This is a genomic window from Chryseobacterium sp. Leaf394, assembly GCF_001424105.1.
GTDB lineage: Bacteria > Bacteroidota > Bacteroidia > Flavobacteriales > Weeksellaceae > Chryseobacterium.
In genome coordinates, this window is record NZ_LMQH01000004.1 from 295,925 (window position 1) to 317,541 (window position 21,617).

A 21,617-nucleotide genomic window follows, 5' to 3' on the forward strand; every position below is an offset into this window, starting at 1 on the left:
TATTTTATCATATTGATATAATAAGCTGATTTTATATGATTTATATTTAATTAAATATTACATTTGATTAAAATTTCGCACAGCCATGCCCAGTCTTACACCCAAAACCAACGCGCTCGGTTTTTCTAATGCGTATCATCTTTTGAGACGTACAACCTATAATTTAACCAAAGCAAGAATTGTTGAGTTTTCTACAAAAACTCCTCAGGAAGCCATCACTGCGCTCTTCACGTTTGCAGCTCCAAGTCCGCCATCTCCGTTAAATAATGTGGGAGAAACAATTGTTCCGACAGCCGCAAATCCTACAATTACAGATACTCAGGCAACGGCAAACAGTGTGAGAAATGATTTGTACTGGTGGCTGCACAGTGCGCTGAAAGACTTATCGGCACAGCATAAAATAGTTTTTTTTCTTCATCTGCTTTTTGTAACTGATGACGACACTTCGTACTGGACTAATTTTGATTATAAAGAACTTTTAAGATTCCATGTGAACGGAAGTTTAAAAGATCTCGCTGTAAGAATAACCCAAAATCCGCGGATGTTGGTTTACCTGAATAATAATGTAAATCAGAACAACAGTCCGAATCAAAACTATGCCCGTGAATTTCTCGAACTTTTTACCATTTTAAAAGGACCTCAGATAGCAACAGGAAACTACACCAATTATACTGAAACAGATGTGCAGCAGGCAGCGAAAGTACTCACCGGATTTTCACTTACCTCCAGCATTCATCTGGATAAAAACGCCAGACTCAGTTCGCTTGATCCTGTGACTAACATCACGAGAGGTGAAATAAAACTTAACAGGCACGATACCAGCGCTAAGACTTTTTCAGCAGCATTTGGAAGCCAAAGCATCGCAGGCGGAAATACAGAAACAACCATCAGAACCGAGCTTCAAAACTTCGTCAATATGGTTTTTGATAAAGATGAAACAGCAAAAGCATACTGCAGAAGGATCTACCGATATTTTGTAGGAAGAGAGATCACTCCGGTTATTGAAACCGGCATTATTGCGCCTCTTGCAACCGGCTTAAAAGCAGACAACTACAATATTCTTCCTACTCTTACTACGCTGTTGAAAAGCAAACATTTTTACGATGAAGAAGATATTATTATTGGCGATAAAACGATTGGAAGCTTAGTGAGAAATCCAATGGAACTGTTCCTCCACATGTTTTCTTTCTTAAACCTGCAATTACCTCTTTACACAGTAAATCCTTCAGCAATACACAGTCTGATGAATGTGGTGTACACTTATTCCAACAATGCGGGCATGCCAATTTTCAGACCGCAATCTGTGAATGGCTATTCGGGTTATTCCAGCAGTCCGCATTACGATAAAAACTGGATCACAACTTCATCACTCAGAATCAGATACAACAATACGATTGATTATTTCATCAATGGTTTAACGTACAATGGTTTTAATTTTAAACTCAATAATGCTGCTTTCGTAAAAGACAGTGGCTATTTTTCAAATCCGGGAAATGCAGATGTGCTCGTAACCGAATTTCTGCAGATGATGATGGTAGAAGTTCCCGACGGTGACCGCTATATTTACTTTAAAACTGTTTTTCTGAATAATTTAAGTGCTACCAACTGGCTTAATGAATGGACGATTTACATCAATACAGGTGTTGCCACTAATGTAAAAATCCCTATCGACAGACTCGTAAAAGCAATTATCAAATCCCCGGAATTCCAAATAATTTAAAATCATGAACAGAAAAGACTTTCTAAAATTAGTTTCTCTTGCAGGTGTGGGAACTCCGTTTTATCTGAATGGAATGCCATCAAGGTTTATGAATCAGTTTTTGGATCTGCAGATGAACTGTGATACAGTAAATGACAGGGTTTTAGTCATTCTGAGACTTGCCGGAGCCAACGATGGGCTCAACACAGTAATTCCTGTCAGTCAGTACAGTACTTACGCTGCGTTAAGACCCAATATTAAAATTAACAGTTCGGGAACAGGAAGTTATATCCCTTTGGACAGTACGGTTTCTTCGGGAAAATTGGTTGGTTTAAATCCTTCTATGACAGGTTTTAAAGACCTTTACGATTCCGGAAAACTTCTGCTGATGAACGGCGTAGGCTATCCCAATCCGAATTATTCGCATTTCAGGTCAGAAAATTTGATGTTTTCAGGAAAAGACGGCTCTACGAGTGCCGATCTTCTGGATGGAATGTTTGGAAGATATTTGGGTGCACTTTATCCAGGTCTTGCAGGAAATCCAACCACTTTAAGTCCTGATCCATTGGCAATTCAGATGGGAAATCTTAATCCCTGTCTGTTTTATGAACATACAACAGAGAAAAATATTGAATACAATCTTTCAGGTTTTCAAAACCAGATGTTTACCAATTTAAATCTTTTAAATTCAGAATATCAGGATCTTCTCACCTACATCAAAGGTGTTGCAACGAGCATGGATGCTTATTACAACCGTGTAATGTCGGTTTTCAATACGGGTGTGAATTCCACTACCACTTATCCAAATTCATCTTTAGGTAAGCAGCTTAAAACTGTTGCCCGAATGATTCAGGGAGGAAGCAAAACCAAAATATTTCAGGTCAACATCAGCGGATTTGATACTCACGTCAGCCAGGTACAGACCGGAAGCACACATTTGGGAACCCACGCCAATCTTTTGGGTGACATTTCAAATTCCATTGCAGCGTTTCAGGCAGACATTCAACAACTTGGGATTGCCAATAAAATTATGACTGTAACCTTCAGCGAATTCGGAAGACAGGTCCGTGAAAATGGAAGTACAGGAACAGACCATGGCGATTTAGCTCCGTTTTTTGTTATTGGAAATGGTGCTGCGGCAGGAATTTTAGGTGACCATCCTGTATTTACCAATGCTACAAGTTATTATTACAATCAAAACCAAAGAAGGTATGACTACCGTCAGATTTTCGCATCGCTTCTTCAGGATTGGCTTGGAGCAAGCACAAGCTTAATGGTAACTTCAGAGCTCGATTATTATGTTACCGGAGCACAAAAGGTAAATATAATCAAAGATGCCCAAAAAGCAGATGTGGTTTGTGCAACACTGGGAACAAATGAAACAGGAGCCGAAAATGGGATTAAAGTTTATCCTGTTCCTGCAAACCAATATGTTTATGTAGAGTTTGAAAACAGACGGCAGACTGATGTAAATTATCAGATTTTAGATATGAGCGGAAGGATTATCATTCAAAAATCGGAACATGTGGTTTCAAACCGCCTGGAGATTAATGTATTGTCTATTTCAGAAGGAACTTATATGCTGAGAATAAAAAGCAGTTCTGATGAGCTGACGAAAAAGATTATTATTTCTCACTAAACTATGTACGAAAACAAAAATTATTCAGTTTTAAACTTAAAAAGTTTTATGGAAAAATATCTGGCTGTAATGGCGATCATGTCGGCGATTGCGTGCGGAACAAAACCTGTTCTGAAAAAGCCTGTACAACCTCAGTCTTCCAAAAAATACACTTCGGCGCCCGTCAAACAGACAGAAACAGCATATAAGAATTTATCTAAAACAGAAAAACAGGAAACTGCCGAAGTTTTGAATGATATTCTCAACGGATCATCAGACAGTCCAAATACTTCAATAAGTGTGCATAATAAATCCCGTTGTAATATGGTTCTGAGCATCAGCGGACCCAATTTTTCAAAGCAGATCCCTATTCCAGCTGGCAAGACCGGAAGTACAATGGTTCCGAAAAATCAGAAATACAACTTGTCTGGAATGGTCTGTCAGTCGGTTTATAACAACTCCAAATATGTGACGGGTACATACTCAATATCATTATCTGAATAAAAACAAAAGCCGCAGAAAAAATCTGCGGCTTTGATATTTTAAAGATAACCTTCAATTATTCAGCGTCGAAGTCTGCATCTTTATCAGCAGAAACTACTTCACCATCTTCTTTAGATTTTTCTTTATCAGCTTTTCTCTGAGTCTGACCTTCTTTGATAGATTCTGAAACAACGCTCAGGATCATATCGATAGATTTAGAAGCATCATCGTTTCCTGGGATAACGAAGTCTACTTTTCTTGGGTCAGAGTTTGTATCAACAATACCGAAAACAGGGATACCTAATTTCTTAGCTTCAGTTACCGCGATGTGTTCTCTCATAATATCTACAACGAAGATTGCAGAAGGAAGACGCACCATGTCTGAGATAGAACCTAAGTTTTTCTCCAAGTTAGCTCTTTGTCTGTCTACCTGTAATCTTTCTTTTTTAGATAAAGTTTCGAACGTACCGTCTTTTTTCATTTTGTCGATAGAGTTCATCTTCTTTACAGCCTTTCTGATAGTAACGAAATTCGTCAACATACCTCCTGGCCATCTTTCTGTAATATAAGGCATATTAAGTTCAGCAGCATGCTTAGCAACTACTTCTTTCGCCTGCTTCTTAGTAGCTACGAAAAGAACTTTTTTACCTGCAGAAGTTAATTTTTCTAAAGCGCTACAAGCTTCATCCAATTTAACAGCTGTTTTATGTAAGTCTACAATGTGAATACCGTTTTTCTCCATGAAAATGTATGGAGCCATATTTGGGTTCCACTTTCTGGTCATGTGACCGAAGTGTACGCCAGCCTCTAGAAGGTCTTTTACATTTGCTTTTGCCATGTTTTTGTTTTTTGTTAGTTTACTTTCCGCTTTTTAAACAATCAACGCATTCTTTAGATGGGAGAAGCGTTTGGATGCTAAACGTAACGGGCAATTGGCGTTTGGCTTTTTGCTTTTGGCAATTGGCTTTTCGCCGGGATTAAGTTTAAATAAAATTTAATAAATTCCTGTAGCCAATAGCCAGAAGCCATTCGCCAGCAGCAAATCTTAACGTTTTGAGAACTGGAATCTCTTTCTTGCTTTTTTCTGACCTGGTTTCTTTCTTTCCACCATTCTTGCGTCTCTTGTAAGTAAACCAGCTGGCTTTAGAGCTAATCTGAATTCAGCATTGATTTCGCATAAAGCTCTTGAAATACCTAATCTGATAGCTTCTGCCTGACCTGTATTTCCACCACCGAAAACATTTACGGTAACGTCGTACTGACCAACAGTTTCAGAAAGGATGAACGGCTGGTTTAGTTTGTAAACCATCACGTCTGTAGAGAAATAAGTTGCAGCCTCTTTACCGTTTACTGTAATCACACCAGTTCCTGGCTTTACGTAAACTCTTGCTACAGAAGTTTTTCTTCTTCCGATTTTGTGAACTATAGACATAATTTAATTATTTAAATTCGTTAACATTAATTGTTTTCGGCTGTTGAGCTTCGTGCTTGTGCTCAGTTCCTTCATATAAATAAAGGTTTTTAAGCAATGCAGATCCTAATCTGTTTTTTGGAAGCATACCTTTTACAGATTTTTCCAATACTTTTAAAGAATCTTTTTTCTGAAGTTCAAGAGCTGTCATAGACTTCTGACCACCAGGGTAACCTGTATGCCAGATGTAAGTCTTATCGTTCCACTTGTTTCCGGAAAGAGTCACTTTCCCAGCATTCAAAACGATTACGTTATCACCACAATCTACGTGAGGTGTGTAATTCGTCTTGTGCTTACCTCTCAAAATCTTTGCAACCGTAGAAGCTAGTCTTCCTAACGGCTGTCCTTCAGCGTCTACCACAACCCATTCTTTATTTGCAGTAGCTTTGTTCGCTGAAACAGTTTTGTAACTTAATGTATTCACACGTTTTAGTTAAAGATTAAACATAATTTTCCCTTAAAAGGGTGTGCAAAGGTACACTTTATTTTTTGAACAGAAAAATAATATTTAAAATGTCTTGAGAATATCTTTCATCTTCATTTTCACCTCTTTACTTTCGGGAAGCTCTGTTTGATCTGAAACTTGCAATAAAATAATAAGCAACAAAGACCGTAGAAAATTTCAGAATAGACGGAATGGCAAGTTCAACATTAAAGATCAAAACACCCACAACAACTAAAATAATCATCGCTAAAAACGAGAAAGTCATTTTCTGAATCAGTTTAAAATCACCCATATCAAGATAATAGGCCAATCCCCACGCGATCCCGAATGATAAAGCATAATAAACTTCCAACCCTAGATCTTTGGTGTCTGTAAAAAAATAATTAATTAAAAAACTGACAACCGTTCCGAGTGCGAAATATAGTAATGCTTTTTTCATATCTAAAATTATGGCTGCAAAATTAGAGAAATTATTGTGATCAAAATTTAGATAATTTTATTTAACAATGCATTTGCATGTATTATTAAAAGCAGTGTTCCAAAAGAATATCTGGAAAACAATCACATTATTAAAAATTGAACTTTCGTTATTTCTTAATTATTTTTGAATCGTAAATATGGTTTTCCTGATCATCTTTTACATTCAGAAAATAAATTCCGCTGACCAAACCCATCATGTCCAGTTCAAAATTAACCTTGTCTTTACTTATTTTTTTATCTAAAATCACACTACCTGACAAATCGTAAAGTTTAATTTTTAAAAGAGAAGATTTTGCATTGATGAATAATTTATCCTTTACAGGATTAGGATACACATTAATAATATTATAATCAGAATCATGTACAGCGAGATTTCCTGCCCAAAAAATGGCTTTATCACCATTAGGATTTGTTAAAGTAAGTTTAAGCTGATTATTTACATTTTCAATTAAATACGTATTTGTTGGATAAAATCCGTTTGAAGTATTGCTTCCGAAAAATTGTCCAAAATAATATCCTTCAAAAACATTGTATTCATTATTATTAAAATTTGGGCAACTGCCAAGTGTTAAACCCGAGCCGATAAAATTAATCTGATTATTGTTATACGTCACAGTTGCACTCATTGAATTGCAGATAACGGATTGTAATGAGTTTGCAGAAAAAGTTGCTGTAGCATATATTGTAGATACAGAACTGGGAAAAAAATGATCAACATTATTAAGAATCACTTTTTCCAGATTCCATGTATTTCCGGTAAGCGCTGGCTGTTGCGCTTTTACAGAAAATCCCGTAATTAAAATTAATGCGATTATAAAAATGTTTTTCATATTATATTTTTTTACAAAGTTTTTTTGAATCTAAACTTTTCAAATTAAAATTAATTAAAACTACCGGGTGCGATCCGAGTACATATTTGGGAAAAATTCATTATCATATTTAAAACACCAAACTAGAAAAAAAACAGTTTCAATATTGGCAATCATCACCGAACATTTTTAAATTAATATGCTTAAACAGGGATTTGCCAAAAAATCTTGAAACAGCTCAAAAAAATATTATTAAAGCTTGTTTTTCAAAGTTTTTCATAAATATATTTTCATATCAATTCACTCGTTTTCAGTTCTAAAAACTTATTTTCCAAAGATAATATTTGCGATTGACAATAAAGCTAAATCATCGGATTTCAAGTTTATATTTAAGTCAATTTTACATGAAATTAAATAGTTTTAAAATATTTATATTTGAAAACTTAGAAATTTTCTACAAACAATATGGACACCCAAAAATATACTCCAACAAACAAAGTAAGAATTGTAACCGCAGCTTCGTTATTCGACGGGCACGATGCGGCCATCAATATTATGCGCCGTGTGATTCAGGGAACGGGATGCGAAGTCATTCATCTTGGCCACGACAAATCTGCTGAAGAGGTTGTAAACACAGCAATTCAGGAAGACGCGAACGCCATTGCACTGACTTCTTATCAAGGTGGTCACAACGAATATTTTAAATACATCTACGACCTTTTAAGAGAAAAAAACTCTCCGCAAATTAAAATTTTCGGTGGCGGTGGCGGTGTAATTCTGCCCGAAGAAATCGAAGATATTATGTCTTACGGAATCGACAGAATTTATTCTCCGGACGATGGCCGTGAACTTGGTCTTCAGGGAATGATCGACGATTTGGTGAAAAGATCGGATTTCGCGACCGGAAAAGAAGTGACTGCTGAAGATTTGGATAACATCAGTTTCGAAAACTCGACCAGCATTGCTAAAATCATTTCCGCTGTTGAGAACTTCTCAGAAGAAAAACCGGATTTGGTAAAAGCCATTGACGAAAAATCAAAAGATTTAAATATTCCCATCATCGGAATCACAGGAACAGGTGGAGCCGGAAAATCTTCTTTGACAGATGAATTGGTAAGACGTTTCTTACGTTCAAATCCTGGTAAAAAGATTGCCATTATTTCTATCGACCCTTCAAAAAAGAAAACAGGAGGCGCACTTTTGGGTGACAGAATCCGTATGAACGCCATCAATGATCCGAGAGTTTATATGCGTTCGATGGCGACGAGAGAAAACAACGTTTCTGTTTCTCCGTTCATTCATTCAGCATTAAATGTTTTGAAACTGGCTCATCCAGATGTTATCATTCTGGAAACTTCTGGTATCGGACAGTCAGGTTCTGAAGTTTCAGATTTTGCTGATGTTTCAATGTACGTGATGACGCCTGAATACGGAGCTTCCACACAGTTGGAAAAAATCGATATGTTGGATTACGCAGACTTGGTTGCATTAAATAAATCCGACAAACGTGGCGCGCTTGATGCACTTCAGGCGGTAAGAAAACAGTTCCAGAGAAACCATTTGCTATGGGAAAGTCCGTTGGATGATATGCCGGTGTATGCGACAAAAGCCTCTCAGTTCAATGACCACGGAACTACTGATTTGTACAACAGATTAATTGAAAAAGTTAATGCTAAATATTCTGATTTAAATCTCAAAGGTTTTGTTGAACAGGAAGTCTCAGAAGATATCACGATTATTCCACCAAAAAGAGTACGTTATCTTTCTGAAATTGTTGAAAACAACAGACAGTACGATGCCAATGTTGAAAAACAGGCTGAGTTAGCAAGAAAAATGTATCACATTGAAGGCGTAAAAAGTTTCCTTTCAAACGAAACGTTGGATGCTGAATATCAGAAAGCAGAAAAAGATCTTCAACAGGAAAACATCGACTTCCTTAAAAACTGGGATGACACGAAACAGGCTTTCAAAGCTGAGTTTTACTCTTATTTCGTTCGTGGAAAAGAAATCAAGGTGGAAACCTCAACAGAATCCTTATCTCATTTAAAAATTCCAAAAATATCTCTTCCAAAATATACCGATTGGGGTGATTTGATTAAATGGAAAGGTCAAGAAAATCTTCCGGGCGGATTTCCTTACACAGCCGGAATTTATCCTTTCAAAAGGACCGGGGAAGACCCGACGAGAATGTTCGCTGGAGAAGGCGGACCCGAAAGAACGAACAGAAGATTCCACTACGTTTCTGCGGAAATGGATGCAAAACGTCTGTCAACAGCGTTTGACTCCGTGACTTTGTATGGACAGGACCCTGCCCTACCACCGGATATTTATGGAAAAATCGGAAATGCGGGAGTTTCTATCGCTACATTAGATGATGCAAAAAAATTGTATTCCGGATTTGATTTGGTGAATGCAATGACTTCCGTTTCAATGACCATCAACGGACCTGCGCCGATGTTGCTGGCTTTCTTTATGAACGCGGCCATTGACCAGAATGTTGAGAAGTATATTGCTGAACATCAATTAGAAGCAAATGTTGAAAAAGCTTTAAAGGCAAAATTCGACGACAAAGGTTTAGAAAGACCAAAATATAACGGAGAATTGCCTCCTTCCAATAATGGTCTAGGATTAAAATTATTAGGTTTAACAGGTGACGAAGTGATTCCTGCGGAAGCTTATGCTGAAATTAAGGCTAAAACCATTGCAACTGTTCGTGGTACCGTTCAGGCAGATATTTTAAAAGAAGACCAGGCTCAGAATACCTGTATTTTCTCTACCGAATTTGCCTTGAGACTGATGGGTGATGTTCAGGAATATTTTATCACAGAAAAAGTAAGAAACTTTTATTCGGTTTCAATTTCCGGTTATCACATTGCCGAGGCTGGTGCGAATCCGGTTTCTCAGTTGGCATTTACATTGGCAAACGGTTTCACGTATGTTGAATATTATCTGTCAAGAGGAATGGACATCAATGATTTTGCACCGAACCTATCTTTCTTCTTCTCCAACGGTATCGACCCTGAATATTCAGTAATCGGACGTGTGGCGAGAAGAATCTGGGCAAAAGCAATGAAACTGAAATATGGTGCAGACGAAAGAAGTCAGATGCTGAAATACCACATTCAGACTTCAGGACGTTCTCTTCACGCTCAGGAAATTGATTTTAACGACATCAGAACAACGCTTCAGGCGCTTTATGCCATCTATGACAACTGTAATTCATTGCACACCAATGCTTATGACGAGGCGATTACAACCCCGACTGAGCAATCTGTAAGAAGAGCAATGGCGATTCAGTTGATTATCAATAAAGAATTAGGATTGGCTAAAAACGAAAATCCGCTTCAGGGTTCATTTATCATTGAAGAATTGACCGATTTGGTTGAAGAAGCAGTTTATGCAGAATTCGACAGAATTACAGAAAGAGGCGGTGTTCTAGGGGCAATGGAAACGATGTACCAACGTTCAAAAATCCAGGAAGAATCGATGCATTACGAATGGCTGAAACATACCGGAGAATATCCAATTATCGGTGTAAATACTTTCCTTGGAAAAGACGGTTCACCAACGGTTCGTCCGGGAGAAGTCATCCGTTCGACTGAGGAAGAAAAGCAGGTTCAGATAGAAACGCTTCATAATTTCCAGAAGTCTAATGAAGACAAATCTGAAGCTGCCTTAAAAACTTTACAACACGCTGCCATCAATCAGCAGAATTTATTCAATGTGATGATGGATGCTGTGAAATACTGCTCGCTAGGGCAGATTACCAACGCTTTGTTTGAAGTGGGTGGGAAATATAGACGTAATATGTAAGTCTAAATTATGAAGGATTATGAATAATTCAATAACTGTCACACATCCAGGTAATGGAGATGGATTAATATCTTGGAATATACAACTGATAAGCGATTGGACAAGCGTCAATCAGGTTCGTCAAGTATTTAATGCTTAGGCTCAATTAAAGAACCTCGAAAATTCTATGGACAAAATTGAATTAGAATATTCCGACGGAAGAAAAATTCATTATAAAACCATTCAAACAAAAAGAGGATTAGCAACAAAATCTATTACATGGAAAGAATTATTTGATCGTGGAGGCAAAATTTTTGACTAGATCAAATTTTTAAATTATATATATATCAAACCTCAAGGATTTTCTTTGAGGTTTTTTTGTATTTTTACTATTCCAACAATACCAAATGCTACAAAAAACCATTCTTCTGTCTACAATCTTAATTAGCATTTTTTCATTGGCTCAGAATACAAAAGCGTCAATGCAGATAACCTATCAGATGAATCTGATTTCCGATTCGCTGCAGAGAGAAAAAGTTAAATCTGCCGAGTTTATATTACTTTGTAATACAACAGAATCTGTATTTTACACAAAGGAAGCGAAAGACTATTATGATAATGAATCAGGAAAAAAAGGAAGTTCCACATTGAATTTAATTAATTCCAGTGTAGGCGGCATCCCCAGATTTCCAAAACATCGGGAAAGCGTTCACAGAAATGAAGGGAAAACTATAGTAAACACTGATGTGGGAAAATACATTTTTGCTTACGAAGAACCGGATTTAAAATGGGAAATCCTCAGTCAGAAGAAAGATATTTTAGGCTATACCTGCAGGCTGGCGTCAGCAGTGACAGATACAAACGACACCTTTTTTGTGTGGTTTGCTGAGGACATTTCTATCCCTGACGGACCGTTCAGATTTAAAGGACTTTCAGGACTTGTTCTCGAAGTACATAATACAAACAGAACAATCAAATTTACTGCTGTCGGAATTACAAAATCTGAAGAAACGATTGAGCCTATCTCTTATCCCAACAAAATCATTACGAAGAATAAAGAACAGTATCTGGAAGCAAGAAAAAACTACCATGCAAATCCATCTGCGTACAATGGAAACCTAAGAATTTTTGATGCATCCGGCAAAGAGACGACATACAAAATGCACGAAAGACTAAAAAAAATTAATGTTTTTTTAGATTAATTATGAAACCCAAAGCCATCTTCAACTGGAGCAGCGGAAAAGATTCTGCACTTGCCTTATACAAAATTTTAAAAGAAGATCATTTTGAAGTCACTTCCCTGCTGACCAGCATCAATAAAGATTTTCAGCGAATTTCTATGCACGGAGTTCATGTTTCTTTACTTGAAAAACAGGCTGAAAGTTTAAATTTAGATTTAATTAAAATGGAAATTCCTAAAGAGCCGTCGATGGAAGAATATCAGGACATTATGTCGAAAACGATGAAGGGAATCAAATCCCAGGGGGTAACTCATTCTGTTTTTGGAGACATTTTTCTGGAAGATTTAAAGGAATACCGTGAAAAACAGCTTGAAACCATCGGAATGAAAGCTATTTTTCCTTTGTGGAAGCAAAATACAACCGACCTCATCCATGAATTTCTGGATTTGGGTTTTAAAACCATTATCACCTGTGTAAACGAAACCTATCTAGATAAAAGTTTTGCAGGAAGAATCATAGATGAAAATTTCATTAAAGACCTCCCAGAAAATGTTGATCCCTGCGGAGAAAACGGTGAATTTCACACCTTCACTTTTGACGGACCGATTTTTAAAAATAAGATTGAATTTGAAATCGGAGAAACGCTTATGAAGACGTATCCCAAACCAAAAGCTGACGACAGTGATGCCGGAGAATATGTCTTTTGGTTTTGTGATTTGATTGCAAAATAATTTTGTTTCTGTAATAATTTTTCTATTTTTAGGAAAAACAAATTTGATGCTTTACAGAATATTTCTCATTTCGATTCTTGGATTTTTCTTTTTTTCCTGCGAAAAAGCAGTGCCGCAAAAACCCGTCGACACCAAAGCCATTGCCGATTCGGCAGTTTTAGATTTTAAAAAGAAACTCATTGCTTCACAGATCGATTCGGTTTTCAATAAGTATCAATTCAACGGAAGTGTCGGTATTTTTAAGGATAGTATTGAACTTTACAGAAAAAATGATGGTTTTTCAGATTTTGACAGTCAGACTAAAATTAATCACTCAACCGTTTTCTCTATTGCTTCGATCAGCAAACAGTTTACAGCAGTTCTGATTTTGCTGGAAATGGAAAAAGGAAAACTTAGCTTGGATGACAAAGCCTCAAAATACATCAAAGAATTCCAGAAAAAAGAATACGAAAACATCACAATTCATCAACTTTTGAATCACAGTTCGGGTCTGAATAATTATGGCGAAAAGTTGATGTTTAAAAGCGGTTCGGGTTTCAATTATTCCAATGATGGTTTCAATGCTTTAGGAAAAATTGTGGAAGCTGTATCAGGAAAATCTTTTGATGAAAATATGCTGGATCTGTTCAAAAAAGTGGGAATGAAAAACTCCTCAACAGGAACAGCGTTTCAGGGACAGAATTTTGCCAAAACTTACGTGGGTAATTCAAAATCACAAAAGGTGGTCGACGGAATGCCGAAACGGTTAGATAAAAATGAAATCGGAATTCCTGCAGGCGGCATTTTGTCGACAGTGGATGACCTGCATTTGTGGAATAACGCTTTGTACGGAGGAAAAATTTTAAAACCGGAAACCCTTAAAAAATTTATGTCTAAAAGCACCGAAAGACAGCATCCTGTTCTCGGAACCATGGGTTACGGACTGGGAATTATGACGGATAACAAACCAGTTTCTTATTTCCACAGTGGTTATGTGAAAGGTGCGCCGTCTCTGAATATTTATTATCCCAAAACTAAAACTTCCGTTATTATTCTATCCAATATTGCAGATGAGGAAAAAGGCAAATCTGCGGCTTTCAAACCTCATCAGAAGATTAAACAAATTATTGATCAGCTGGAGAATGTGAATTAACAGACTTTAAAAATTGTTTTGAATCTCAATTAAACTAAAACTTCGCATATCTTTGCAACAATGATTTCAGCAGAGAAAATAATTTTAGGAATTGATCCCGGAACAGCGATTATGGGATTTGGTTTAATATCGGTAAAAAAAGGAAAGATGGAAATGATTTCCATCCATGAACTGATTCTGAAGAAATACCCCAATCACGAAACGAAACTGAAGTATATTTTCGATAAAACCTTAGCCTTAATTGACGAGTTTCATCCGGACGAAGTCGCTTTGGAAGCCCCTTTCTTCGGGAAAAATGTACAGTCAATGCTGAAACTGGGCAGAGCTCAGGGAGTTGCCATGGCTGCAAGTCTTCACAGAAATATTCCGATTACAGAATATTCTCCTAAGAAAATAAAAATGGCAATCACCGGAAACGGGAATGCCAGTAAAGAACAGGTAGCGGGTATGCTTAAAAGTCTTTTAAACTTAAAAGAATTCCCGACAAAATATTTAGATGCTTCCGACGGTCTGGCAGTTGCGGTCTGCCACCACTTTAATTCGGGAACAGTTACTGATACCAAATCCTATTCCGGATGGGACAGTTTCCTGAAGCAGAATCCCGATCGTTTAAAATAAAATATTATTTATACTCTTCGGGAGTAACCGAAAAATCAGTGGTTACTTTACCGTTTTTGTCGTAATACATGTAATCAAATTTTATTTTTTTATCTTTCAAATCAGCCATTTCCTGTGAAGATTTCAGACTTTTCTCAGCTTCAAGCTTTGCTTCGTCTTTGAAAACCTTTATTTCTTCCGCAGTTACATTTTCCTTGACATCTTCTGTAAGCGTGTAATGGTATTTTAAGCTTAAATGTCCGGCAGAAACACTGTCAAGCCTTATTCCATCGCTTAAGATCTGAGGCGTCATCTTGTTCATGTCCATTGCAGCGTCTTTTAATTCTTTATCTACAGGATCTTCGTTTTTACACGAAACCATAAGAAGTGCGACAGAAAGTGCTGAGATTTTAATACCGTTTTTCATAATACTATTTTTTTGTGATGCGCTTACTACTGCAAGAATTATGCAATTAGGAAAAGCTGAAATCACTTACAAATTAAAATACTTGGTAAAACCTATTACTATTTGTAACAATGGTATGTTATTTAATACTAATTTTGTATAAATTTTTATAATGAAGAATACACAAGCTACTCTATATCAAAACAATTACAGGATCAACTGGTTTCAGAAATTTCTGCTGCTTTGCTCCGGTGGCAACATCCATATTTTAAGAAAGACACCAAGCGAGTGGAATAAATTTTCAGGGATAGGCGGTATCGTTTTATTTACTGCAGTTTTTGCAACTTTATCTGCGGCTTATGCAATGTTTACGATTTTCGACGACATCTGGGCTTCTATAGGTTTTGGAATTCTGTGGGGTTTGATGATTTTTAATTTAGACCGATACATTGTTTCCTCAATAAAAAAAACGGGGACATGGTGGAATCAGATCCTGATGTCTATTCCGAGATTAATTTTAGCAACATTTTTAGGAATTATTATATCTAAACCTTTAGAGCTTAAAATTTTTGAAAAAGAAGTCAATAAGCAGTTGAACACAATAATTCAGCGGAACAAAACTGAACTTCAAAAGCAGATGAACGGCAGAATTCTTCAGCAAAGCGGCCCCTTCGAAACAGAAAAAAATCTGATTGCCGAAAAAACAGCTCAGTATCAAAAATCCTACGACTCGGCAGCGGTGGAACTGGAGAAGGAAATTTTAGGAAAACAATCCAACTTAACGAGCGGGAAAGTTGGTTTTGGAACGAACGCCAAAAGAAAACAGGAACTGAAAGAACAGCGCAGACAGGATCTGGAAAACTATCAGAAGCAGACAGCTCCAAGACTGGAATATTTAGACAAAGAAATTTCCAAGGTTTACACTAATCTTGAAACGGAAAGAAAATCTACCGAAACATTTGAAGATAAGTTCAACGGTTTTGCAGCGAGATTGCAGGCTTTGGATGAGCTGGGAAAAAACTCAGCTATTATTGCTACTGCAGCAGCTTTCATTATGGGACTTTTTATCTGTCTGGAAATTTCACCGGTTTTGGTTAAACTAATTTCTTCGGTGGGACCCTATGATTATCTTTTAGAAAAAGCAGAAAATGATTTCAGGCTTTATTCAAAGGAAAAAATAGAGAAAGGAAACGCACAAACCGACTTTAGAATTGATGATTTTAAAGAGAATTTAAAGAATAAAATCTAAAATAAATACCCCTAACAAACTACCTTCCAGTGCATTCCGGAAGGTTTTTTTATGAATTTATGCAAACGAATGAAAAGAAATCTTAACTTAGCATTACAAATTTCAAAACTAATATATCATGAAAAAATTAACTTTGGCAGGTGCCCTTCTTATGGGCATCCTTTCGTCATCACCTGTAAATGCCCAGGCTTCAGATCCTTTTTTAGGTCAGATCGCATTTGTTCCCTACAATTTTGTTCCTAAATTCTGGGCTCCCTGCAACGGTCAGCTTCTCCCTATTGCACAAAATCAGGCATTATTTTCATTGCTTGGAACTATGTATGGAGGAAATGGAACGACTACTTTTGCATTACCTGACATGAGAGGAAGAGTTTTGGTACACGAAGGACAGGCTCCGGGCGGACCTACTTCCTATACTATGGGACAAACCGGTGGTACAGAATCTGTAACATTACTGGTTACCCAGATGCCGGCTCACTCTCACACGGTAAATGCAGTGAGTAGTGAAGGAAATCAAAATTCGCCCACCAGCAATCTTCCGGCAGATACCAAAGCTCTGGATAAAGAGTATTCTGACGCGGCAGCCAATACTACAATGAAGGCAACGATGGTAAATCCTACCGGAGGAACCCAACCTCATGAGAACAGACCGCCGTTTGTTACATTGAAATGCATCATCTCCTTACAGGGCGTTTTTCCATCCCAAAATTAATGCAGTATGAAAACCATACTCGCCTTTTGTCTGGCCATTGGAAGCTCAGCTTTCGCCCAGACGATAACTTTTAAAGGCTGTTACAGCCTTTTTGACAGCAGCAACACTTTTACCTTTACCAAAACCGGTGTAGATTCTTTCGGTAAAAATATTTACATCACCATTCCTGTAAACGGGGATCAGGATTGTGGCGGACTTGGTGTGTGCGAATTTAAAATTCAATGGAACAACTCGCTCAGCAGATGGGAATTTTTAGCTGATACCGGAAATGGAGATTTTGTAAATCCATATTTGATTTATTATAATTCTACAGGAAATAATGTTGTAGCCAATCCACCTGCAAATAACTTCGGGACGTGGGTAGAAAATACTGCTGTAACCACGGGAGCCTGTGGCGGAAATCTTTCTGCTGCCAATTCTACCATGAGTGGCGATGTGCATTCATCTTTTCTTGCGACAGCTGAGAGTCTGAAAAATGCTAAAATTCAGTTATTCCCCAATCCGGTTTCTGATTTTATTAAAATATCTGGCATCACAAAGGCGGAGTCTGTAGAAATCTATAATATTTCAGGGCAGCTTGTGAGAAAAGAAACATTTCAAGAAAGGCTGATTGTTTCCGAATTGAGCGCCGGCACATTTATGCTCAGAATTAGAGATGCTGAAGGTAAAAATTATGAATTTAAATTTATAAAGAAATAAGAGTTACTTTTTTCTTGAAACAAAACCGGCGGTCACAAAATGACCGCCGGTTTCAATATTTTGAATTCTAAAATTTCTACAAAGAATAATTTGGAGCTTCCTGAGTAATAATAACATCATGAGGATGAGATTCTTTCAAACCGCTTCCGGTAATCATCACCATTTTGGTGTCTTTCTGTAAAGCTTCAATATCTTTTGCTCCACAGTAGCCCATTCCGGCTCTTAAACCTCCGGTAAGCTGGAAAACAACATCTTCTATTTTACCTTTGCTTGGCACACGTCCTTCAATTCCTTCAGGAACAAATTTCTTAGCCTCACTCTGGAAATATCTTTCTTTTCCTCCACGTTTCATGGCGGAAAGACTTCCCATTCCCTGGTATGTTTTGAATTTTCTACCCTGGAAGATGATTTCTTCTCCCGGTGCTTCATCTGTTCCGGCAAGAAGTGAACCCAGCATTACTGCTCCTGCTCCACTCGCAATTGCTTTTACGATGTCTCCTGAAAGTTTGATTCCACCATCAGCGATGACCGCTACATTTTTAGACTGAGCATATTCATAAACATTGTAAATCGCAGATAACTGAGGAACTCCAACTCCTGCAACTACTCTTGTTGTACAGATTGAACCTGGACCAACTCCTACCTTTACAACATTCGCTCCTGCATTGATCAGATCCTCGGCAGCTTCGGCGGTTACAATGTTTCCACCTACAATATCCAGATTAGGATAGGATTTTCTGATTTCAGAAATCTTATCTAAAACACCTTTTGAATGTCCGTGAGCAGAATCGATACCGATAATGTCAACTCCGGCTTCCACCAAAGCAGCCACTCTATCCATCGTGTCTTCGCCTACGCCAACTCCTGCACCAACAATCAGACGGCCTTTATGGTCTTTATTTGAGTTGGGATATTCGAGCTGATTGTCGATATCTTTAATCGTAATTAAACCTACCAGTTTATTGTTTTCATCAACGATCGGAAGCTTTTCTACACGGCTTTTAAGAAGAATTTCTTTGGCTTTTTCAAGGTTTGTATTTTTATCAGAAGTGATCAGATTATTTTTGGTCATAATCTCTTCTACCTTCAGATCAAGGTTTTCCTGATATTTTACGTCTCTGTTGGTGATAATTCCGATCAGCGTGTTTTCGGCATCCACTACGGGAAGACCTGAAATTTTATATCTTGCCATCGTTTCTTTAGCCTCAGCCAAAGTGTGATCTTTTGAAAGCGTTACGGGATCAGAGATCATTCCGTTTTCGGAACGTTTTACTCTGTTGACCTGAGCAGCCTGCTCTTCGATGGTCATATTTTTATGAATGAAACCCAAACCACCAACTCTTGCCAGTGCAATCGCCAAATCAGCCTCCGTCACCGTATCCATTGCTGCGGAAACGATAGGAACGTTAAGCGTAATTTTGTCGGTAAGTCTTGATTTTAATGAAACCTGATTAGGTAAAACTTCAGAATAAGCAGGGACTAGAAGCACGTCATCGAAAGTGATGGCTGTCTCTACAATTTTGTTATGAATAGACATCTTTACTTTCTTGCAAAATTAAGACTTTTTACCGGAATACGAAAATGAGTTTAAATAGTTTAAATAAAACTTAACAATACATAAAATAAATGTAAAAATGACCGTCTCAAAAAGACGGTCATTAAAGTTAAATATAAAATGAACTGTTAATCTATTTTTCTCAGACTTCCGCCAGAGACTTTGCTGATGTCTGAATCAATTTTAGGATTTCCCTTATACTCTATAGTTCCTCCTGATGAAGCTCTTGCAGAAAGTTCGTCTAAAATATGGGTTGATATTCTTGCTCCGGAAGTTGACTGAACTTTCAGCTGACCAAATTTAAAACCTTCTGCATTGAAAACCGCTCCGCTGCTCATATCCACCGTACCAAATCTTGCATTGCCTTTAAGGTTCGCAGTGGAACCGCTTGATGATTTTACTGACAGATCATTGGTATTGAGCTGAGAATTCATTACCGCTCCTGAGTTTACTTCAACTACAGTATGTTCTTTGATATTTAACGTACCATTTACAACTGATCCCGAAGAAATATTAAGAGCCAAACGATTTTCATTAATATTATTTATCGAATTAAATATCGCTCCTGAAGAAGTTTTAATCGACTCGATTTTGGGGGCTGAAACATTCACGCTGATGTTTTTGATCTGTAAATTTTTCTTATCCTTGTTATCAATATAAACATTAAGAATCCCATCCTCTACTTTTGTAACAACATACTGCATTTTGTCAGCATCAGCTACCACTCTTACACTGACAGGATTTTCCTGTTTAAAATTAACTACAACTCCCGTAGCTGCACTGATTCCCAAAAACTGGCCTACATTTCTGTCTTCTCCACTCAGGTAAACGCTGTTTTTATTTTGACTTGTATTTTCTTTCTTACCGCTTTTTACAGTCAGCGTATTTTCTGACGAACTGATCATTTTATTCACATCATCCATCTTCATCTTTCCGTTCAGCATAAAAATCACAATCTCATCTTTGGAATCTACATTGAAAATCAGATTTTCAAGAATGCCGTTTTTTGCGTTTTCGGCAAGAAATTTCATTGAGACATCGTCACTTTTCAATGACATTAATTCATTAAGATTAAGATCTGAAAGCAGTTTTGACACCCTTTCACTTTTCTCTTCATTCATTTTGATCTGACCTCTATTTTCAGATTTCAAATGATCGGGAAATGTAATTTTATTAAAAACCAATAATTTCAAACCATCCACATCGCGCATTACAGGCTTAATTTTACCTAAATACTCATCGCTGATATCGATGCTGTTGAGCAAAGCAAACATTGGTTTTTTAATTTCAATTGAAGTCACACCCTTTTTCTGCATATCGTTGAAGAGCTGATCAATTTTTTCATTCTGAGCTGTACAGGTCGTAAAGCTGCCCAGAAAAAAGAGGATGAATAAAACTATATTTTTCATTGTATTTCTATTTTAATATTCTTCTGTAAAACCTTCGTCTTTATTAAAAGAAGCTACCGTTTTCCTGAATTCTTTACCCATTTTCATCAGTGAAAAAGTGGTGACATCCAACGCTTCTTTCTCACTCGAAATTTTTCTTCCGTTTACAATTACATAAGAATCTCTGTACCCGGAGGAATCTTCAGAAACTGCATTCTGGACAAATTTTGGTTTGATCTGTTTTTTCATTCTGGCCTTTTTCGAAAGAATTTCATCCAGTACATCGTTTTCAGCAACCGTGCTTTCAACAAAAACCGAATCTCTCTTTTCTCCCGCTATAGAATCGGAATAATTGACAGCCATCTGATTTTCATGCTCATGATTTTCGGCGACAAACTCATTTTTCTGTTTCAGAACTTCGTTTTTGACTAAATTTTCCTGATTTGCAACTGTGTTTTTATTTAAATTAAAAATTAAGGTCAAACCTAAAACAATCACTGCACTTGCAGCCATCCAAAACCATTTCGGAAAAGAAGGTTTACTGTTTTTTATAGGAATTACAGACTTATCTTCATTACTGCCTTCCGCTTTTTGAAGAAAATCTTCAAAATCCCAGTTCATTTTTTCTTCCTTTAAACTTTGGAAGACTTCGTTATATTTATCTTGAAATTTGTCGTTGCTCATAGCTCATCAATTGTGAGATTTGTTCTTTTACTTTTTGTCTCGCCCGCATAAGATTGACTCTTACTGCGTTTTCTTCCATTTCCAGCATTTCAGAAATTTCAGACACTTCATATTCTTCTACGTCCTTCAAATGAATGACCATTTTCTGTTTTTCAGGAAGCTGGTTGATAAAACCGATAATCTGCTCCTTCATATTGTTTACATCCATGCTGTACAATTCTGACCGGTGAAGCTGTAGATCTGCAAAACCTAACTTAACATCATGATGCTTCAGTCTGTTCAGACATTCATTTTTGACAGATTTTAAAGCATAAGATTTAAAATTTCCAAACTGCGCCAGTTCCTCTTTTTTCTCCCAGAATTTGATCATCAAATCCTGAACTACATCTTCGGCTTCATCGCTGCTCATCACAAACCTTTTCGCAAAACGATACATCTCATCTCTGAGAATAAATACCGTATTCCTAAAAGTTTCATGGGTCATAA

At 37.1% G+C, this 21,617-nt stretch carries 22 protein-coding genes; 12 read left to right on the plus strand and 10 right to left on the minus strand.

Going from position 1 to position 21,617, the window contains the following annotated elements:
* The first annotated feature begins 85 nt into the window (after positions 1–85).
* From ASG21_RS02075 to ASG21_RS02085, 3 genes are read left to right on the plus strand one after another with little or no spacing between them, the layout of a single operon-like run.
* Positions 86–1,720, plus strand: a complete 1,635-nt coding sequence (locus ASG21_RS02075; protein ID WP_056075130.1) for a DUF1800 family protein — start codon at positions 86–88, stop codon at positions 1,718–1,720.
* A 4-nt stretch (positions 1,721–1,724) separates the two neighbouring features.
* Positions 1,725–3,338, plus strand: a complete 1,614-nt coding sequence (locus tag ASG21_RS02080) for a DUF1501 domain-containing protein (protein WP_056075133.1) — start codon at positions 1,725–1,727, stop codon at positions 3,336–3,338.
* 48 nt (positions 3,339–3,386) lie between these two features.
* Positions 3,387–3,821, plus strand: a complete 435-nt coding sequence (locus ASG21_RS02085; RefSeq protein WP_128414189.1) for a DUF6759 domain-containing protein — start codon at positions 3,387–3,389, stop codon at positions 3,819–3,821.
* A 55-nt stretch (positions 3,822–3,876) separates the two neighbouring features.
* On the opposite strand, the gene rpsB is transcribed toward ASG21_RS02085, so the two are convergent.
* The 5 genes from rpsB to ASG21_RS02110 form a co-directional block, all read right to left on the minus strand.
* Complete coding sequence (rpsB, locus tag ASG21_RS02090) at positions 3,877–4,638, minus strand: 30S ribosomal protein S2 (RefSeq protein ID WP_056075138.1); 762 nt, start codon at positions 4,636–4,638, stop codon at positions 3,877–3,879.
* A 207-nt stretch (positions 4,639–4,845) separates the two neighbouring features.
* The gene (gene rpsI, locus ASG21_RS02095) at positions 4,846–5,232 is read right to left on the minus strand and encodes a 30S ribosomal protein S9 (protein WP_056028995.1); all 387 of its coding nucleotides are present in this window, start codon (positions 5,230–5,232) and stop codon (positions 4,846–4,848) included.
* Positions 5,233–5,239: 7 nt separating this feature from the next.
* On the minus strand, positions 5,240–5,695 hold the full coding sequence (gene rplM / locus ASG21_RS02100) for a 50S ribosomal protein L13 (RefSeq protein WP_056075141.1): 456 nt from the start codon (positions 5,693–5,695) through the stop codon (positions 5,240–5,242).
* Positions 5,696–5,822: 127 nt separating this feature from the next.
* On the minus strand, positions 5,823–6,155 hold the full coding sequence (locus tag ASG21_RS02105; protein WP_056075144.1) for a hypothetical protein: 333 nt from the start codon (positions 6,153–6,155) through the stop codon (positions 5,823–5,825).
* Positions 6,156–6,303: 148 nt separating this feature from the next.
* A complete protein-coding gene (locus ASG21_RS02110; protein WP_056075146.1) occupies positions 6,304–7,026 on the minus strand; it encodes a T9SS type A sorting domain-containing protein in 723 nt (240 codons plus the stop codon).
* Between the two features lie 444 nt (positions 7,027–7,470).
* Here ASG21_RS02110 and ASG21_RS02115 point away from each other — a divergent pair, with 444 nt between their 5' ends.
* The 6 genes from ASG21_RS02115 (at position 7,471) to ruvC (ending at position 14,459) form a co-directional block, all read left to right on the plus strand.
* Positions 7,471–10,818: a methylmalonyl-CoA mutase family protein gene (locus ASG21_RS02115; RefSeq protein WP_056075149.1), complete on the plus strand. Its 3,348-nt coding sequence runs from the start codon at positions 7,471–7,473 to the stop codon at positions 10,816–10,818.
* A gap of 166 nt (positions 10,819–10,984) precedes the next feature.
* Entirely contained in the window at positions 10,985–11,119 is a 135-nt protein-coding gene (locus ASG21_RS20670; protein WP_277814169.1) for a hypothetical protein, read from the plus strand.
* Positions 11,120–11,204: 85 nt separating this feature from the next.
* Positions 11,205–11,999: a GLPGLI family protein gene (locus ASG21_RS02120; protein WP_056075151.1), complete on the plus strand. Its 795-nt coding sequence runs from the start codon at positions 11,205–11,207 to the stop codon at positions 11,997–11,999.
* Between the two features lie 2 nt (positions 12,000–12,001).
* Positions 12,002–12,709: a diphthine--ammonia ligase gene (locus ASG21_RS02125; RefSeq protein ID WP_056075155.1), complete on the plus strand. Its 708-nt coding sequence runs from the start codon at positions 12,002–12,004 to the stop codon at positions 12,707–12,709.
* Positions 12,710–12,755: 46 nt separating this feature from the next.
* Positions 12,756–13,841 (plus strand): serine hydrolase domain-containing protein, encoded by a 1,086-nt coding sequence (locus ASG21_RS02130; protein ID WP_056075259.1) that lies wholly within the window; start codon positions 12,756–12,758, stop codon positions 13,839–13,841.
* 63 nt (positions 13,842–13,904) lie between these two features.
* Complete coding sequence (gene ruvC / locus ASG21_RS02135) at positions 13,905–14,459, plus strand: crossover junction endodeoxyribonuclease RuvC (RefSeq protein ID WP_185113698.1); 555 nt, start codon at positions 13,905–13,907, stop codon at positions 14,457–14,459.
* A 4-nt stretch (positions 14,460–14,463) separates the two neighbouring features.
* Here the strand turns inward: ruvC and ASG21_RS02140 are convergent, their stop codons facing one another.
* Positions 14,464–14,865, minus strand: coding sequence for a hypothetical protein (locus tag ASG21_RS02140; protein WP_128414190.1), 402 nt, complete (start codon positions 14,863–14,865; stop codon positions 14,464–14,466).
* Positions 14,866–15,016: 151 nt separating this feature from the next.
* On the opposite strand from ASG21_RS02140, the gene ASG21_RS02145 reads away from it, so the two are divergent.
* From ASG21_RS02145 to ASG21_RS02155, 3 genes are all read left to right on the plus strand, one after another.
* Positions 15,017–16,093 (plus strand): DUF4407 domain-containing protein, encoded by a 1,077-nt coding sequence (locus ASG21_RS02145; RefSeq protein ID WP_056075164.1) that lies wholly within the window; start codon positions 15,017–15,019, stop codon positions 16,091–16,093.
* A gap of 118 nt (positions 16,094–16,211) precedes the next feature.
* Positions 16,212–16,805, plus strand: a complete 594-nt coding sequence (locus tag ASG21_RS02150; RefSeq protein WP_056075167.1) for a tail fiber protein — start codon at positions 16,212–16,214, stop codon at positions 16,803–16,805.
* A 6-nt stretch (positions 16,806–16,811) separates the two neighbouring features.
* Positions 16,812–17,504: a T9SS type A sorting domain-containing protein gene (locus ASG21_RS02155; RefSeq protein WP_056075169.1), complete on the plus strand. Its 693-nt coding sequence runs from the start codon at positions 16,812–16,814 to the stop codon at positions 17,502–17,504.
* Positions 17,505–17,580: 76 nt separating this feature from the next.
* Here ASG21_RS02155 and guaB read toward each other — a convergent pair whose 3' ends face one another.
* The 4 genes from guaB to ASG21_RS02175 all read right to left on the minus strand — a co-directional run bounded on the left by guaB (position 17,581) and on the right by ASG21_RS02175 (position 21,615).
* Positions 17,581–19,041 (minus strand): IMP dehydrogenase, encoded by a 1,461-nt coding sequence (guaB, locus tag ASG21_RS02160; RefSeq protein ID WP_056075172.1) that lies wholly within the window; start codon positions 19,039–19,041, stop codon positions 17,581–17,583.
* A gap of 146 nt (positions 19,042–19,187) precedes the next feature.
* A complete protein-coding gene (locus tag ASG21_RS02165; protein ID WP_056075176.1) occupies positions 19,188–20,468 on the minus strand; it encodes a DUF4252 domain-containing protein in 1,281 nt (426 codons plus the stop codon).
* A gap of 12 nt (positions 20,469–20,480) precedes the next feature.
* Complete coding sequence (locus ASG21_RS02170; RefSeq protein ID WP_241773432.1) at positions 20,481–21,131, minus strand: hypothetical protein; 651 nt, start codon at positions 21,129–21,131, stop codon at positions 20,481–20,483.
* Positions 21,106–21,615 (minus strand): sigma-70 family RNA polymerase sigma factor, encoded by a 510-nt coding sequence (locus tag ASG21_RS02175; protein ID WP_056075179.1) that lies wholly within the window; start codon positions 21,613–21,615, stop codon positions 21,106–21,108. Before ASG21_RS02175 ends, ASG21_RS02170 begins: the two co-directional genes overlap by 26 nt.
* Between the last annotated feature and the right edge of the window lie 2 nt (positions 21,616–21,617).